Below are 15,633 nucleotides of genomic sequence, written 5' to 3'. Positions count from 1 at the left end.
TCTAAAAAATAGGTAAATTATAGTGAGTTACTCGGGTTTTATTCTGTAATCATAAATTATCTAAACCTCTCTACTCAATATGTTCTAGAGATTGTTATTGGAATTTAGTATGAATACATTGGATACTCCTGCACAAATGGACACAGCTCACACAGACGGTTATATCACCGAATTTAAAGAAAAAAGTGAGTTTGAGCAACGCATTAATACAGCTTGGCGACGTGCTGAGCATGAAGCGGTTAAACAACTTGCAGAATCAGCAGATATTTCTCCTGATCTTGATCAAAAAATTTATGAATTAGCATTCAGTCTTGCACATAATTTACGTGAACGTAAAAGCTCGGCTGGAAAAGCAGGTATTGTTCAAGGTTTACTCCAAGAGTTCTCACTTTCTTCACAAGAAGGTGTGGCATTGATGTGTTTGGCAGAAGCATTACTTCGTATTCCAGATACAGCAACACGTGATTTATTAATTCGTGACAAGATCAACCAAGGCAACTGGAAAGAGCATTTAGGTCAAAGTAACCTGATGTTCGTAAACGCCGCTGCTTGGGGTTTAATGCTGACTGGCAAGTTAATGGAAACACCTAAACAAACCAGCTTATCAAGTATTTTAACAGGTCTTCTCGCTCGCAGTGGACGTGGCATCATTCGTAAAGCGGTTGATGTCGCGATGCGTATGATGGGCGAGCAATTCGTTACGGGTGAAACCATCGAAGAAGCACTTGAGCATGCAAAACCATTTGAACACAAAGGTTTCCGCTATTCATACGATATGCTCGGTGAAGCTGCGCTAACTGACCATGATGCTGAGCGTTATTATAACGATTACACTCAAGCGATTCATGCGATTGGTAAAGCATCAAACGGGCGTGGTGTTTATGAAGGTCCTGGTATCTCGATTAAGCTCTCTGCTTTGCACCCACGTTACCAACGTGCGCAAATTGATCGTGTACATCATGAGCTTTACAACAAAGTTTTCGAACTTGCATGCTTAGCAAAACAATATGACATCGGCTTAAACATCGATGCTGAAGAATCTGAACGTTTAGAAATTTCCCTCGAATTGCTTGAGCGTTTATGTTTCGAACCAAAACTTGCGAATTGGAAAGGAATTGGTTTCGTTATTCAAGCTTATCAAAAACGTTGTTTCTACGTGGTAGATTATATCGTTGATCTTGCAAAACGTAGTAACAAACGCCTGATGATCCGTTTAGTGAAAGGTGCATATTGGGATAGCGAAATCAAGAAAGCGCAAATTGACGGCATGACGGATTACCCTGTGTTTACCCGTAAAGTTCACACTGATTTGTCATACATTGCTTGTGCGAAGAAGCTTCTTGCCGCACCAGATCAAGTCTATCCGCAATTTGCAACGCACAATGCACAATCACTTGCAACGATTTATACACTTGCAGACCCAAGCAAATATTATCCAGGTCAATATGAGTTCCAATGCCTACACGGTATGGGCGAACCTTTGTATGAGCAAGTTGTAGGTTCAAAAGCAGACAATAAACTTGGTGTGCCATGCCGCGTCTATGCGCCAGTGGGTAACCATGAAACCTTATTGGCTTACTTAGTCCGTCGTTTACTTGAAAATGGTGCAAATACCTCATTCGTAAACCGTATTGCTGATAAGACGTTAAAAGTTGAAGACTTGATTCAGTCTCCAATCAAAGATATTCAAACTGCTGCGAAAGATGAAGGTCAGATTGGCTTAAAACATCCTGCGATTCCACTTCCGCATGATCTTTACCCATTACGTCCGAACTCAAGTGGTTTTGATTTAAATAACGACACACCACTCGCAGCTCTGGATGCGACTGCGCAAAAGCTGCGTCACCAAATTTGGAAAAGTGCGCCTTTACTTGGATTTGAATCAACAGTTCACGATCAAAGTAATGCGATTGCAATTACAAACCCTGCACAAAATAGTGAAATTGTCGGTCATATCAATGAAGCGACTAGCGCGGATGTACAACTGGCATTAGAAGCAGCGGTACAAGCTGAACAAAGCTGGGCTGCAACTGATAAAGTTGAACGTGCAGCTTGCTTAAAACGCGCTGCAGATTTGATGGAAGCTCGCATCCAAGAATTGATGGTATTACTTTGCCGTGAAAGTGGTAAAACTTATGCCAATGCGATTGCAGAAGTTCGTGAAGCCGTTGATTTCTTACGTTACTACGCAACACAAATCGAAAACTTGCCTGCAAATGCACAAGTAAAGCCATTAGGTACAGTCTTGTGTATTAGCCCATGGAACTTCCCTCTTGCGATTTTCTCTGGTCAAATTGCTGCTGCATTGGTCAGTGGTAACTGTGTGATTGCCAAACCAGCAGAACAAACACCACTCATTGCAGCGCAAGCCGTTCAAATGCTTTGGGAAGCTGGTGTGCCACACGCCGTTGTTCAACTTCTGCCGGGTCGTGGTGAAACTGTTGGTGCTCAACTTAGCCAAGATGATCGCATTCAAGGCATTATGTTTACGGGTTCGACAGAAGTTGCAAAAATCTTGCAAAAAACTGTGGCAAAACGTTTATCTCCAAATGGTCAACCAATCCCGCTCATCGCGGAAACAGGTGGTCAAAATGCGATGATCGTCGATTCTTCTGCACTCACTGAACAAGTGGTTCTCGATGTCGTCAGTTCAGCATTTGACAGTGCTGGTCAACGTTGTTCTGCACTTCGTATCTTATGTGTACAAGAAGACAGTGCTGCAACTGTGATTAAAATGTTGAAAGGTGCAATGCAGCAGTTGATCGTAGGCAACCCTGCAATCTTAAAAACTGACATTGGCCCTGTTATCGATATTGAAGCCAAACAAACCATCGATACGCACATTCAAAAGATGAAATCTAAGGGCTACCCTGTTCATCAATTGATGTTTAACGATGCTGTAAGCCAACAGACACTTGCACAAGGTACATTTGTTCCGCCAACAGCGATTGAATTACCAAACCTTGATGACTTAGAGCGCGAAGTTTTTGGTCCTGTTTTGCACATCATTACCTATAAATATGGTGAACTTGAGCAATTGATCGATCGCATCAATGCAAAAGGCTATGGCTTAACCATGGGTCTACACACACGTATTGATGAAACGATTAATACTGTCATCCAACGTGCAGAAGTGGGCAACTTATATATCAACCGCAACATCGTTGGTGCTGTGGTAGGCGTGCAACCATTTGGTGGTGAAGGCCTATCTGGTACTGGTCCTAAAGCTGGTGGTCCACTGTATATGTACCGCTTAATGGAACATTGTTCAGAGAAAGTTTTAGCAACACCTTTTGCGGTTAAAGCTGAAATCTCTCAATTTGATGCTTTATCAAATGTTGCTTACCAGAACTTGTTGACTTGGGCTAAACAAAATATGCCTCACGCAATTCCGACAATTCCAGCATTTAGTGTTGGTAAATTCTACGAGTTGCAAGGCCCAACAGGTGAAAGCAATCAATACATTATCTTGCCTCGTCATCGTGTGCTTTCGATTGCCAATGATGAAGCGAGCCAGTTACAACAGTTATTAGCGATTTTCTCCGTCAGTAGTACTGCTGCTGTGTTGAAAGACAATGCATTCTTAGTAAAACACAAAGCGTCTTTACCAAAAGATGTCTTAGATGCGATCACTGTGATTTCAAGTGTTGAAAATGATACGTTTGATGCAGTGCTTCATCATGGTTCTGTTGAACAGTTACAAGATTTGCAAACTAAAGTTGCTGCCCGTTCAGGTGCGATTGTCGGGATTACCCAGTTACAAGCAAATGAACAAATTCCTTTAGAACGTCTTGTTATCGAACGTGCAATCAGTGTGAATACGGCTGCAGCAGGTGGTAATGCGAGTTTAATGACTTTATCTGAAGACTAATTTAAGTCTTCAATCTCCTAGCCCGAATCATGTTTAAATGGTTCGGGTTTTTATTTTCTAATTTTAAGACAAATGGTTTTTACAAAAATTTCCACACCATCATGTAATGAAACCAATTCGTTTAAATCAGGGATAATCATAATTTCCCTGCACCTTTAACTGCTTTTTTGATACCATTCGGCTTTAGATTTCAGCTGTAGCTTTCTTTTTATGACCGTATCTTATCAACAGCAACTTCAAGAGAAAGTTGAACGCATTACCACACAATTCGCTCCGTTCAATCCCCCAACTTTAGAAGTGTTTCAATCACCTGAACAACACTTTCGTATGCGCGCAGAGTTTCGTATCTGGCATACCGAAAATGATTTGTTCTATGCCATGTTTGAACGTGCTGAAGATGGTAAACAAAAAGAAGTTATACGAGTTGATGAGTTTCCTATCGCAGATCAAAGCATCAATGATTTGATGCCACGTTTATTAGAAGAATTAAAAGCAACTCCTATTTTATCGCAACGTATTTTTGAAGCTGATTTCCTCGCCACATTGAGCGGAGAAATGTTGGTGACTTTAATTTATCATCGCCGTTTAGATGCAGATTGGGAAATCGCTGCGAAAGCTTTAGCAGAAAAGCTGAATATTAAAATTATGGGGCGTAGCCGTGGCCAAAAAGTGATTATTGGTGACGACTACGTGGTTGAACAACTCAATGTTCATGGTCGTACTTTTAAATACAAACAAATTGAAAGTAGCTTTACACAACCCAATGCACAAGTGTGCCAACATATGTTGGAGTGGGCTTGTGATGCTGCTGAAAGCTCTGAGAAAGACCTATTAGAATTGTACTGTGGTAATGGTAACTTTACTCTACCACTCTCTTTGAAATTTAAACGTGTCCTTGCAACTGAACTTGCTAAATCTTCAGTCTACGCAGCGCAATGGAACATTGAGCAAAACCAGATTGAAAATATACAGGTAGCTCGCTTATCAGCTGAAGAATTCACTCAAGCCTATCAAGGTGAACGTGAATTTAGACGTTTGCAGGAAGCTGAGATCGACATTCAAAGCTACGACTTTGACACGGTATTTGTCGATCCACCGCGTGCAGGCATTGATGATGAAACATTGAAATTACTACAGGGTTTTGAGCGTATTCTTTATATTTCATGCAACCCAGATACCTTACATGATAATTTAAAAACACTCAGTCAAACACATCGTATTATAAAATTTGCGATGTTCGATCAATTCCCTTTTACCCATCATGTGGAATCTGGTGTATTGCTCGAAAAGATTTAAACAAATTATTGCAAAGTAACCATTAAAAATAGAGAGTTCTCATAACTCTCTATTTTTATTTAAAGTTTTTACTAGAAAAAATGATGTTTTTCAAAGATCAAGTCATTCAACTGTCATAATTTCGTTAGAAACAAAAAGAATCATCGAAAAAACTGAAGATCAACTGCTGCTTTTATCACTTAAGCTGACTTGTATTTTATTTTAAAGTGACTATATTTCGATCTATGTTAGGTTGTATATGAAGGCTCTATGAGTTTTTGGCAAAAATTGTTTAATGCAGATCAGCAATATAATGAACACAAGAACCAAACCTCTTGCGTTGAAAATGATTGTTCTTGCAAATCAAATGAACAACTACTGGATGCTTTAGTCAAAGCAACAGATGAAGATGTGATTAAAGGTATAAAGAAAGTTCTCATTTCCCGAGGCTATAGCCGCAAAGAGCTTCTTGCTCTTATCAAAACGCCAATTCAATAAAAATAAACGCTTCTCATCTTCTAATGCTTAGAAGATGAGAAGTTGATTAATTACAATTCTCTTGAGCAATTTCAGCAACGATTGGACCTAAATTAAAAGTCTTGTCATGACGTTTAGTTTTGGATAAATATAAACTTGAAATTGAACCATCAAGATACAACACATTATCAATTTTTAAATTTTGCTTGAAAAATTGTGCGAACTGATAAAAATTGACCCGTTGTTGTGAAATCACAAAGTACAACTGATTATTTCTAACACCGACTCCATTTCTTATTTTTAGAGAATTTGAATCTGCTAAAAATTGGCTATTTACTTGGCCTTTATAAACCAACATTGGTCCAGACTGCGTAGCAAACCGTGGCTTAAATCTCATGGATTTATAATCTGTCGTTGTTTTAATTACAGCATATTTATCATTCCATGCAAGCACGCCATTTGGTTGCATAAAAAAATTACCAAATCCTTGCGCTTCATTAAGTTCAACAATTTCTTTACCCTCCTCAACATATAAACCGACAGGTTGAAAATCAGGGTGATACATACCTGCGTTCATAGCAAAACTTAACTGTTCACATGTTGGAAGCATTTTTTGGATATGAGCAAATTTTTGATAATAACGAGCATTCTTTGGATCTTTTAGGAAAAGTCTGAGTTGCTGTAAATGGTCTACTTTAATTACATCGTATGAAATATTGTCTACTTTAATTATTTGATGCTGCATCGCATAAACATGAGACATACAAATACTGACCAATGAGGCTATAAACGATTTTTTTAGCATAATTTAATATTGTTCAAATCGACTAACCGCATTGTCCCACAATGTATTTCAACATAAAAAGAATAGATACAATCTCCACACATAATCGTATAAATGAGTCTTTAAATGCACTCGATAGATTCATATTTTTTGATTAAAATACATCTGTAAATACAATAGTCTTGTATGAGTATGCAGCAAACACAGCGACATTTCCCTCTCGGTGCGCACCTAATTGTTAAACACTTTGGCTATAGTCATCATGGTATTTATGCAGGTCGTGGACGAGTTATTCATTATTCAGGTTTTGCCCATATTTTAAAAAAACGTCCGATTGAAACAACCTCACTGCAACGTTTTGCACATGGCAAAACAATCCATATCAAGAATTATCTATCCCCTCGCTACAAGGCCAAAGCTGTAGTAAGACGTATGCGTTCACGTATGCATGAAAACCAGTATCATTTGATTATCAATAACTGCGAACATTTATGTACATGGGCAATTACAGGTGTTGAGTCCAGCACACAGGTTGAGCGTATGCAACGCCGTCTTGCGACCATTGGTTATATTAGTTCGATCATGAGTTATATGAATAGCATCATGTTAACGATTGCGACGGCTTGTTTTGCAATTGTTTTATACATCAAAATGATGCTACGCAGACAAGCGAAGAAATCTATGCCTGAATATTTATTGCCAGAAGAAAAACAGGCGAAAGATTAAAACGCGTAGGCTTTATCAGATTAATGATTTATCGTTTATGGCAGATTTGGCTTTAAAGCGGATCCGAGACTGGTTTTAGAAAATGTACCTGCTGAATATTTTCAGGTGCTTGCTTTCTCCAAAACCATCCCAACAGGTAGCGTTGTTTATGCCGAAGCTTTCAACGCAACAGCATAATATTGAATCAATACACCAAATTTACACCCAAAATTAAAAAAAGCTCAGGGATTAGTTCCATGAGCTTTTTTTATCAATCTAACGATTTGCTTGATATTACTTTGCAGCAGTTGCTTCAGTCGTAATATTCACAGTGATCTTATCTCCAACATTCGGCACGTAGTTACCGATACCAAATGCAGAGCGGTTAAAGCTTGTTGTTGCATTGAAGCCAATCGCAGGTACTTTCGCCATTGGATGCTCGCCTTGTTTATTCAGCACAGCATCCAATACCACCGGCTTAGTCACACCTTTAACGGTTAAATTACCTGTAATTTTGAAGTGTTTCTTGTCTTTGGTTTCTACTTTAGTACTTTTAAAAGTAATATTTGGATATTTCGCAGCATTAAACCAAGCTTCTTCCTGGAATTCTTTATCCAAAGCAACAACATTGGTATTTACGCTGCTTAAAGGGATCGTCACTTCTACAGATGAATTTGAAGGTTTTGCATTATCAACTTTAATTGTACCTTGAATATCAGTGAAGTTTGCACTCGGCGTAGAGAAACCAAAGTGATTCCAGCTAAATACTGTTGCTGTATGTGTTGGATCGATTTTATAGTCTACTGGCGCAGCTAATGTTACAGAACTTGCGATAGCAGCAGCTAAACCGAGGCTTAATGTTTTAAATTGCATTTTTCGTATCCTTGTTTGATATAAGCAATAGTCTATAGATCAAGTATTTTTATTCACTATTCTTTATAAAACGATATGTTTCATCCGTGCAACAATAAAAACGTTACAGCACATATCAAACACAATTATCATAAGACCATTAGGTAGTGGACAATTGATCTGAGGAATAACATGATCGATTGATAAATTTAGATTTAAATTCTTAAAGATAAACAACAAGGTAGAATATGACTCATACAGTTCAAGCTCTAAATACCCCAACCCCTTATCGTGTTACGCTTACGGATTCTTCGGGTCATACTTGGTATGCAGATGAACCAACAGATAAAGGTGGTCAAGATACAGCACCAAATCCAATTCAACTGCTACTTTCAGCTTTAGGTGCGTGCACAACCATTACACTGGAAATGTATGCAAACCATAAAGGAATTAAACTTGATCATGTTCAGGTTGATTTGGCTTTAAATCCTAGTGCTGAACCTGAAGCAGGTCAAAACAATATTGAACGTAAAATTATCTTAAAAGGTGAATTTACCGAAGATCAGCACAAACGATTACTCAAAGTAGCTGAAAGCTGTCCTGTGCATAAATTATTAACGTCGAATATTTCGATTCAAAGTGAATTGAATATAGGATAAGTACGCTTACTAAATTTCAATTAAATCTGTTTTCCATTCCAATGATTCACTCATAGAAACCATTATCGCCGAATTCACCATTTCGATGAATTCGGCAGGAATGTATGAATACAAGATTTCCCCATCAAAATGAATCCATAATTCAGGTGGTGGAGTATCGCATCCATCGATAAAACCACCTGTTTCACCCTCACCCAAACTGTCAAACATGGTTAAATGAACATTGAAAGCTAAAATTTTCCCTTCTAATTTTAATGATGATTTATTTATATCTAGCTTAAGTCTATTTTGAATTACTTTATCAAAATAGGAATGTAATCGAGAAGTATAGTGATCAATGCTCTTTTTATGATCTTTTATCTTTGAACTTTCGTGGAGAAAACGAATCAAAAAACCATATTCAGCATGTTGCCAAAATCTTTCATCTACGTTCAAATTAAAAAAGTATAAAGATTTGACATTATTTAATATTTCATCAAAAGCATGAAGTTCGAACTCCTTTCTCATCAGAATAACTCAATCTTTTAAGTTTCAATAAAGTACCACTGATCAGCATAAATGTTTATTAAAAGTAGCGGAAATTGCCCGATTCATAAGTTGTTAACGTCGAATATTTCGATTCAGAGTAAGTTAAGTATAGGTTGAGTCTAAGCTGAATATTTGTAAGAACTTTATAGCCAACCCTCATTTCGTGCAACATCTAAAGCATCAGATCGAAGTCGCTCTAATTCCTCATAATTACGATCATCCAATTTTGGTTTTACTTTTTCAAACTTTTCTTTAAGTAAATCCAAACTTCTCATCAGCATTACAAAAATTAGTTTTTGACGACCTAAATCATCTGTTGTATTAAATACACTAGGATCTATCTTTAAACGAAAATCCATACTTCTTTTTTTTACAGAATATTTGACTCGCTCACCAAAATCATTTGGTCCCATCATTACCGTAATACAATCCCAACTTTCTAAAGGCAAATCATATGATTTATTTTTTAACTCTTTCTTAAGTATTTCTTCCACATAATTTCGAGCTAATTGTAATCGAGTAAGTTGCTCTTCATTTAATACTTCTTTACTTGATTCACTACTCATCCATATTTGCATATTAAGCCCTTATTGATTCCATTTAATCGTCATAAAAAAGCGCCCTAATCAGGACGCTTTTTTATACCACTTAATTTGATTAAGCAGTCAATTCTTTAACCGCAGTTACAACTGCTTCAGTAGTGATACCGAAGAATTGGAACAAGTCTTTGGCTGGTGCAGATTCGCCGTAAGTGGTCATACCAATCACTTTGCCGTCTAAACCAACAAACTTCCACCAGTAATCCACATGAGCCGCTTCAACCGCTACACGGGCACGAATATGTGCAGGTAATACAGCTTCACGGTAAGCAGCATCTTGCTTCATAAACTCTTCAGCACATGGCATAGACACTACACGCACACCCTCAAGCTGTGCATATGCTTCCATCGCCAATGAAACTTCTGAACCTGTAGCAATAATGATAGCTTTCAACTCACCTTTTTCTTCTGCAAGTACATAACCACCTTTTGCAGCATTTTGAATTTGAGCTTCATTACGTGCTTGGAATGGCAAGTTTTGACGAGAGAAAATTAATGCGGTTGGACCATCTTTACGTTGTAACGCAGATTTCCAAGAAATTGCAGCTTCAACTGTATCGCATGGACGCCAAGTATTTAAGTTTGGCGTACCGCGTAACGATGCAATTTGTTCGATTGGTTGATGCGTTGGACCATCTTCACCCAAGCCGATCGAATCATGTGTATAAACATGAATCACACGTTGCTTCATCAATGCCGACATACGTACAGCATTACGTGCATATTCCATAAACATTAAGAATGTTGCAACGTAAGGAACAAAACCACCGTGTAAAGCTACACCATTTGCGATTGCGGTCATACCGAATTCACGAACACCGTAATACACGTAGTTACCCGCTGGATTTTCTTGTACGCCTTGGCAACCTTTCCAAAGTGTTAAGTTAGAGCCAGCCAAGTCAGCAGAACCACCTAATAATTCAGGGAGTAATGGACCGAATGCCTGTAAAGTATTTTGGCTGGCTTTACGAGTTGCAATCGTTTCTGCTTTTGCATTGGTTTCAGCAATAAATGCATCAGCTTGTGCAGCAAATTCAGCAGGTAAATCACCATTGATACGACGTAATAATTCCGCTGCTTCAGTTGGATATTTTGCTTGGTATTGAGCAAATAATTCATTCCAAGCGGCTTCAGAAGTTTGACCCTTAGCTTTTGCATCCCAAGCTGCATACACATCTTCTGGAATAACAAACGCTTCTTCTTTCCAACCTAATGCTTCACGTGTTAAAGCGATTTCGTCTTTACCAAGTGGCGCGCCGTGGCAGTCTTCTTTACCTTGTTTATTCGGAGAACCTAAACCAATAATCGTTTTACAGATAATGATCGTTGGTTTATTACTTTCAGCTTTCGCTTCAACAGTTGCTTGACGAATCGCATCAGCGTCATGCCCGTCTACACGAAGCACTTGCCAGCCATAAGCTTTGAAACGTTGCTCAGTATCATCACTAAACCAACCTTCCACTTCACCATCAATTGAAATCCCGTTGTCATCGTAGTAAGCAATCAACTTACCAAGACCTAAAGTACCTGCAAGTGAACATACTTCGTGCGAAATACCTTCCATCAAGCAACCATCACCCAAGAAGCAGTAAGTGAAGTGATCAACAACGTTTAAACCATCTTTGTTAAATTGTGCAGCTAAAGTTTTTTCAGCTAAAGCGAAACCAACTGCATTAGCAATGCCCTGACCCAATGGACCAGTTGTGGTCTCGATACCAGGTGCATAGCCATATTCTGGGTGACCTGGTGTTTTAGAATGTAATTGACGGAATTGTTTTAAATCTTCAATAGATAACTCATAACCTGTCAAATGCAATAATGCATATTGCAACATTGAGCCGTGACCATTTGACAATACAAAACGGTCGCGGTTCGCCCACTGTGGGTTGCTTGGGTTATGATTTAAAAATTCGCGCCAAACTACGTCAGCGATATCTGCCATCCCCATTGGAGCACCAGGATGCCCTGAGTTTGCTTGTTGCACAGCATCCATAGCCAAGACACGAATTGCATTTGCAATACGACGTTCATTTAAAGGGGTTGTCATAAGTCAGAATCCGATTAAATCAAATAAGATGAGAGAAGATGAGAAATCATCTTTCAAAAACTGCGACTATTGTCTTAAAAAAACAAGATGGGGTAAAGTGCAATACACGATTTTTCTTATATTTTGATCATTCAAATACAATTCTTTATATAAATGCTCACCATCTAAACAACCACTAAAATGCATTCACTCCAATATGAAAATTTACAATTCAGAAAAACTTTATTAATTAAAGCATTAATATTAGTTTTACTGATACACATATCAATAAAAACACAATGAAAATGAAATAAATTCATGCATTTTAGTCAGCTTATGCTAGTCCTATCCGCCAAGTCGATGTAACATACTCTGTCTTTTTGAAAATAACCATGATAGGACGTTCATGCGCGAGTATGCTGTTTTTACTTCAGAATCTGTAAGCGAAGGTCATCCAGACAAAATGGCTGACCAAATTAGTGATGCTATTTTAGATGCAATCCTAAAAGAAGACCCGTATGCGCGTGTCGCTTGTGAAACATTAGTAAAAACAGGTGCGGTTGTTCTTGCTGGTGAAATTACAACGACAGCAAATGTCGACTTTGAAGCAATTGTGCGTCAAACCGTAAATGGTATTGGCTACCATCACTCTGATTTAGGTTTTGATGGTTCAACTTGTGCCGTGATCAATATGATCGGTAAACAATCTCCTGAGATTGCACAAGGTGTTGACCGCCAGAAACCTGAAGATCAAGGTGCGGGTGACCAAGGCTTAATGTTCGGTTATGCAAGTCGTGAAACTGACGTACTCATGCCTGCCCCAATTTCTTATGCGCATCGTTTAATGGAGCGTCAAGCAGAATTACGCCGTTCAGGTGCTTTACCTTGGTTGCGCCCTGATGCAAAAAGCCAAGTAACATTTGCTTATGAAAATGGTATGCCAGTGCGTCTAGATGCTGTGGTACTTTCAACTCAGCACGATCCTGAAATTAGTCAAGCTAACTTAAAAGAAGCTGTGATTGAAGAAATCGTAAAACCGATTATTCCTGCTGAAATGTTCCATGCGGGTACAAAATTCCATATCAATCCAACAGGTATGTTTGTGATTGGTGGTCCTGTAGGTGACTGTGGTCTAACTGGTCGTAAGATTATTGTAGATACTTATGGCGGTATGGCACGTCATGGTGGCGGTGCTTTCTCTGGTAAAGATCCATCAAAAGTTGACCGTTCTGCGGCCTATGCAGGTCGTTATGTTGCAAAAAATATTGTTGCAGCCGGTTTAGCGGATAAATGTGAAATCCAAGTCAGTTATGCAATTGGTGTTGCTGAACCGACTTCGATTTCAATCAATACTTTCAATACAGGTAAAGTATCAGACGAATTAATCATTCAATTGGTTCGTGAGCACTTTGATTTACGTCCATACGGTATCACTCGTATGCTGAACCTAATTCAGCCAATGTATAAACAAACAGCTGCTTATGGTCACTTTGGTCGTGAAGGTTCAGATTCTGCATTTACTTGGGAAAAGACTGATAAAGTCGAAGTTCTTAAAGATGCTGCGGGACTATAAGTTTATCGCTCATAAAAAAGTTCGCAAATTGCGAACTTTTTTATTTGTTATTATTTATTAGATTCAGCACTATCTTGTTTAAACATTTCAAATAAAGAACTTGTCTGAGTTGTTTGATCTTCCTCATAATGTAATGAATATACATGTACCATCTTAATTACAAGTACAACTACAAAACATGCAGCCACACAGAACATCCATAAACCATAAGGACTTCTAATATGCTGAGAACCACAATAAGGGCATTCCTTATCTGTTGAAGCGACTACCTTGTCACAACATGCGCAATGATATTGATATAACATCATTCCTCCATCCACTTACTATTTACAACAATTTCTTTCGTCACACTTTTATCCTATGAGAAAAAAAATCAGAATTCAATCTAGTTTTAAAGGCAATTCATTCAAATTAACAATTCTCTTCGATACATTGTAAAGAAGATATACAAAGCTAGATTCAACTAACGCTCAGTATTATTTTGATCTTTCACATAATTTGTTAAAATATATCTTTCAAATCATAGATGACATTACTATGACTCAATTGATCAATAAAGGTGGATTTCGTGAACGAGCTAATCGAAGTCGTTCATATAAACAATCTGAAAATGAAATAACAAATCTCCCTCCTACCCACTATCAACCTCAGAGCAAAGAACAACAAACACCAGACAAAACAGAATCTAAACAAGAGCAAAGTGTAAAAAATAAAGCATAAAAAAGCACATCAACTAGGATGTGCTTTTTAAGCGTATCAACGACTAATTAACATCTTTGAATTCAATTTTCTTTTGATCAGGTTGAACTTCTCTCGCTTCGCCATCAATAATGGTTGAGTCACGATATTGACCACCACCTTGTTGTTGATTCTGCATGTCCTGCATTTGACGCATGAGATCAGCAAATGGATTCTGACCAGCAGCATTACCACCCATTCCACCCATCATTTGATCCATCATCGCCTGTTGACGCTTTGCCATTGCTTTCATCAACATATTTCTAAACGCTGTTTGAACTGCAGGAATTAAAACCAATACAGCCAATACATCAGAAATTAAACCAGGAATCATTAACAAGAAACCCGACATTGCAATTGCTAATTTTTTAGTAACAGCAGGATCAGCTCCAAGTTGACCTGTCATCTGCATTTGTTGCAATTGCGGCATAATATTAGATGTACTAGAACGAACGAGATTCAAACCCACGAAAAAAGTTATAACAAACCAAAAGAATACGTACCACATACTCCCAACAAGGTCGCCCACGCCGATCCATACTAATATCTCAGCAATTGCGCCAAACACTACGATAAGAAGTAGATTCATGTCAAAGTTTCGTCTATCTCAAAAATTAGAAAATAAATACAGTGATTATACTTTTGGTTAAAGCCAAAACGAAAAATATTACTGCGATATTATAATTGATGGGTACAAAAGTAGATTTATCAAGGTCTATCTTTCATTTAGATGAGAAAAGCTTTCAAATTGGTAGATACCAACTTGAAAGCAAGAACTTATTTCACCAATTAACCACAATTTGCACTAAGAATTTTTTTAGATTGCGGATCAATCATTACCGTCACTCGATTTTCACGGTAATCCATCGTTACGGGCTGATTTGGTCCTACACTTCGCACAATTTCGGACTTGGTTTTTTGCTTAATTTGCTGTTCGGTTAAACCAGACTGCCCTACAAGTTTTTGTGCTTCATCAGCAACACATTTACTTTGATTTGCACGGAAAAATGCCCATTCCTCAATCACTTGCCCATTAGGCAATTTACAATAACCAGCCTGACCGTTTGCCTCATTGCGAATCTCAAGCTGACCTCCTTGTTCAACGCAGTATTGGCTTGCAGGATTTGCCATACCAATTTTAGGTGGAGTAACATCCTTGCTGGGTGTTGAAGAACACGCTGTTAATGTAGTAAGTGCTAAAGCTAAAAATAGAATTTTCTTCATAATTTGAAATCTTGCAAAAATTTAAAGATAACAAATAAATCAAAAAATTATGTCTATTACTTGAAACAAAAACCCCAATTTCAGATCAACAATACATATATAGATAAGTCTATAAACAATCGGTTTTTTGTCATTTATAAGCTCCTCTAAATTCAAAATTATTGAATAATGATATATTCAACACGAATAGCCTCATCAATCAAATACTGATCCTTAATCACATAGAAATAAGGTTTGTGTTCAAGCCACTCATCGATTGCTAAAATGGCATTTGTATACCCAGTCAGAGCTGAGAAATCTTTTATTTCAATGGCATCCATAG

The 15,633-nt window shown here is 38.0% G+C and carries 16 protein-coding genes and 1 pseudogene; 8 read left to right on the top strand and 9 right to left on the bottom strand.

Features of this window, described 5'->3' with window-relative positions:
* The first annotated feature begins 109 nt into the window (after positions 1-109).
* The 3 genes from putA to CDG55_RS07745 all read left to right on the top strand — a co-directional run bounded on the left by putA (position 110) and on the right by CDG55_RS07745 (position 5,644).
* Positions 110-3,871, top strand: a complete 3,762-nt coding sequence (gene putA, locus CDG55_RS07755) for a trifunctional transcriptional regulator/proline dehydrogenase/L-glutamate gamma-semialdehyde dehydrogenase (RefSeq protein ID WP_087535885.1) — start codon at positions 110-112, stop codon at positions 3,869-3,871.
* A gap of 210 nt (positions 3,872-4,081) precedes the next feature.
* A complete protein-coding gene (gene trmA / locus CDG55_RS07750) occupies positions 4,082-5,167 on the top strand; it encodes a tRNA (uridine(54)-C5)-methyltransferase TrmA (protein ID WP_087535886.1) in 1,086 nt (361 codons plus the stop codon).
* Between the two features lie 249 nt (positions 5,168-5,416).
* Entirely contained in the window at positions 5,417-5,644 is a 228-nt protein-coding gene (locus CDG55_RS07745; RefSeq protein ID WP_004661846.1) for a hypothetical protein, read from the top strand.
* A 46-nt stretch (positions 5,645-5,690) separates the two neighbouring features.
* Here CDG55_RS07745 and CDG55_RS07740 read toward each other — a convergent pair whose 3' ends face one another.
* Positions 5,691-6,428, bottom strand: coding sequence for a phosphodiester glycosidase family protein (locus CDG55_RS07740; RefSeq protein WP_087535887.1), 738 nt, complete (start codon positions 6,426-6,428; stop codon positions 5,691-5,693).
* A 171-nt stretch (positions 6,429-6,599) separates the two neighbouring features.
* On the opposite strand from CDG55_RS07740, the gene CDG55_RS07735 reads away from it, so the two are divergent.
* Positions 6,600-7,133 (top strand): lecithin retinol acyltransferase family protein, encoded by a 534-nt coding sequence (locus tag CDG55_RS07735; RefSeq protein ID WP_087535888.1) that lies wholly within the window; start codon positions 6,600-6,602, stop codon positions 7,131-7,133.
* A 273-nt stretch (positions 7,134-7,406) separates the two neighbouring features.
* On the opposite strand, the gene CDG55_RS07725 is transcribed toward CDG55_RS07735, so the two are convergent.
* Positions 7,407-7,985 (bottom strand): YceI family protein, encoded by a 579-nt coding sequence (locus CDG55_RS07725; RefSeq protein ID WP_005159723.1) that lies wholly within the window; start codon positions 7,983-7,985, stop codon positions 7,407-7,409.
* Positions 7,986-8,212: 227 nt separating this feature from the next.
* Here CDG55_RS07725 and CDG55_RS07720 point away from each other — a divergent pair, with 227 nt between their 5' ends.
* A complete protein-coding gene (locus tag CDG55_RS07720; RefSeq protein WP_087535889.1) occupies positions 8,213-8,623 on the top strand; it encodes an OsmC family protein in 411 nt (136 codons plus the stop codon).
* 9 nt (positions 8,624-8,632) lie between these two features.
* Here the strand turns inward: CDG55_RS07720 and CDG55_RS07715 are convergent, their stop codons facing one another.
* On the bottom strand, positions 8,633-9,130 hold the full coding sequence (locus tag CDG55_RS07715; RefSeq protein ID WP_087535890.1) for a hypothetical protein: 498 nt from the start codon (positions 9,128-9,130) through the stop codon (positions 8,633-8,635).
* Positions 9,131-9,164: 34 nt separating this feature from the next.
* On the opposite strand from CDG55_RS07715, the pseudogene CDG55_RS07710 reads away from it, so the two are divergent.
* Positions 9,165-9,268: pseudogene (locus CDG55_RS07710) on the top strand (OsmC family peroxiredoxin); the annotation flags it as partial.
* A 26-nt stretch (positions 9,269-9,294) separates the two neighbouring features.
* Here the strand turns inward: CDG55_RS07710 and CDG55_RS07705 are convergent.
* Together CDG55_RS07705 and tkt are read right to left on the bottom strand one after the other, a co-directional pair.
* The gene (locus tag CDG55_RS07705) at positions 9,295-9,729 is read right to left on the bottom strand and encodes an Imm44 family immunity protein (RefSeq protein ID WP_087535891.1); all 435 of its coding nucleotides are present in this window, start codon (positions 9,727-9,729) and stop codon (positions 9,295-9,297) included.
* Between the two features lie 79 nt (positions 9,730-9,808).
* A complete protein-coding gene (tkt, locus tag CDG55_RS07700) occupies positions 9,809-11,797 on the bottom strand; it encodes a transketolase (RefSeq protein WP_087535892.1) in 1,989 nt (662 codons plus the stop codon).
* 385 nt (positions 11,798-12,182) lie between these two features.
* Between tkt and metK the strand changes: the two genes are divergently transcribed.
* Positions 12,183-13,349: a methionine adenosyltransferase gene (gene metK / locus CDG55_RS07695; protein ID WP_004661829.1), complete on the top strand. Its 1,167-nt coding sequence runs from the start codon at positions 12,183-12,185 to the stop codon at positions 13,347-13,349.
* Positions 13,350-13,399: 50 nt separating this feature from the next.
* Here the strand turns inward: metK and CDG55_RS07690 are convergent, their stop codons facing one another.
* Complete coding sequence (locus tag CDG55_RS07690; protein WP_087535893.1) at positions 13,400-13,657, bottom strand: hypothetical protein; 258 nt, start codon at positions 13,655-13,657, stop codon at positions 13,400-13,402.
* Positions 13,658-13,886: 229 nt separating this feature from the next.
* On the opposite strand from CDG55_RS07690, the gene CDG55_RS07685 reads away from it, so the two are divergent.
* Positions 13,887-14,069, top strand: a complete 183-nt coding sequence (locus CDG55_RS07685; RefSeq protein ID WP_087535894.1) for a hypothetical protein — start codon at positions 13,887-13,889, stop codon at positions 14,067-14,069.
* Positions 14,070-14,112: 43 nt separating this feature from the next.
* On the opposite strand, the gene CDG55_RS07680 is transcribed toward CDG55_RS07685, so the two are convergent.
* The 3 genes from CDG55_RS07680 to CDG55_RS15335 all read right to left on the bottom strand — a co-directional run bounded on the left by CDG55_RS07680 (position 14,113) and on the right by CDG55_RS15335 (position 15,631).
* Positions 14,113-14,676 (bottom strand): FxsA family protein, encoded by a 564-nt coding sequence (locus tag CDG55_RS07680; protein ID WP_087535895.1) that lies wholly within the window; start codon positions 14,674-14,676, stop codon positions 14,113-14,115.
* A gap of 200 nt (positions 14,677-14,876) precedes the next feature.
* Positions 14,877-15,311, bottom strand: coding sequence for a DUF333 domain-containing protein (locus CDG55_RS07675; RefSeq protein ID WP_087535896.1), 435 nt, complete (start codon positions 15,309-15,311; stop codon positions 14,877-14,879).
* Positions 15,312-15,469: 158 nt separating this feature from the next.
* The gene (locus tag CDG55_RS15335) at positions 15,470-15,631 is read right to left on the bottom strand and encodes a hypothetical protein (RefSeq protein WP_005159687.1); all 162 of its coding nucleotides are present in this window, start codon (positions 15,629-15,631) and stop codon (positions 15,470-15,472) included.
* Positions 15,632-15,633 lie beyond the last annotated feature (2 nt).

It is taken from the genome of Acinetobacter sp. WCHA45, assembly GCF_002165255.2.
In the GTDB taxonomy this organism is placed as follows: Bacteria; Pseudomonadota; Gammaproteobacteria; order Pseudomonadales; family Moraxellaceae; genus Acinetobacter.
This window is presented reverse-complemented; position numbering and strand designations above follow the sequence as displayed.

What these genes read in the sequence shown, in the direction of transcription:
- putA (WP_087535885.1), top strand. Translation starts at nt 110, where the DNA reads ATGAATACATTGGATACTCCTGCACAAATGGACACAGCTCACACAGAC.
- trmA (WP_087535886.1), top strand. Translation starts at nt 4,082, where the DNA reads ATGACCGTATCTTATCAACAGCAACTTCAAGAGAAAGTTGAACGCATT.
- CDG55_RS07745 (WP_004661846.1), top strand. Translation starts at nt 5,417, where the DNA reads ATGAGTTTTTGGCAAAAATTGTTTAATGCAGATCAGCAATATAATGAA.
- CDG55_RS07740 (WP_087535887.1), bottom strand. Translation starts at nt 6,428, where the DNA reads ATGCTAAAAAAATCGTTTATAGCCTCATTGGTCAGTATTTGTATGTCT.
- CDG55_RS07735 (WP_087535888.1), top strand. Translation starts at nt 6,600, where the DNA reads ATGCAGCAAACACAGCGACATTTCCCTCTCGGTGCGCACCTAATTGTT.
- CDG55_RS07725 (WP_005159723.1), bottom strand. Translation starts at nt 7,985, where the DNA reads ATGCAATTTAAAACATTAAGCCTCGGTTTAGCTGCTGCTATCGCAAGT.
- CDG55_RS07720 (WP_087535889.1), top strand. Translation starts at nt 8,213, where the DNA reads ATGACTCATACAGTTCAAGCTCTAAATACCCCAACCCCTTATCGTGTT.
- CDG55_RS07715 (WP_087535890.1), bottom strand. Translation starts at nt 9,130, where the DNA reads ATGAGAAAGGAGTTCGAACTTCATGCTTTTGATGAAATATTAAATAAT.
- CDG55_RS07705 (WP_087535891.1), bottom strand. Translation starts at nt 9,729, where the DNA reads ATGCAAATATGGATGAGTAGTGAATCAAGTAAAGAAGTATTAAATGAA.
- tkt (WP_087535892.1), bottom strand. Translation starts at nt 11,797, where the DNA reads ATGACAACCCCTTTAAATGAACGTCGTATTGCAAATGCAATTCGTGTC.
- metK (WP_004661829.1), top strand. Translation starts at nt 12,183, where the DNA reads ATGCGCGAGTATGCTGTTTTTACTTCAGAATCTGTAAGCGAAGGTCAT.
- CDG55_RS07690 (WP_087535893.1), bottom strand. Translation starts at nt 13,657, where the DNA reads ATGATGTTATATCAATATCATTGCGCATGTTGTGACAAGGTAGTCGCT.
- CDG55_RS07685 (WP_087535894.1), top strand. Translation starts at nt 13,887, where the DNA reads ATGACTCAATTGATCAATAAAGGTGGATTTCGTGAACGAGCTAATCGA.
- CDG55_RS07680 (WP_087535895.1), bottom strand. Translation starts at nt 14,676, where the DNA reads ATGAATCTACTTCTTATCGTAGTGTTTGGCGCAATTGCTGAGATATTA.
- CDG55_RS07675 (WP_087535896.1), bottom strand. Translation starts at nt 15,311, where the DNA reads ATGAAGAAAATTCTATTTTTAGCTTTAGCACTTACTACATTAACAGCG.
- CDG55_RS15335 (WP_005159687.1), bottom strand. Translation starts at nt 15,631, where the DNA reads ATGGATGCCATTGAAATAAAAGATTTCTCAGCTCTGACTGGGTATACA.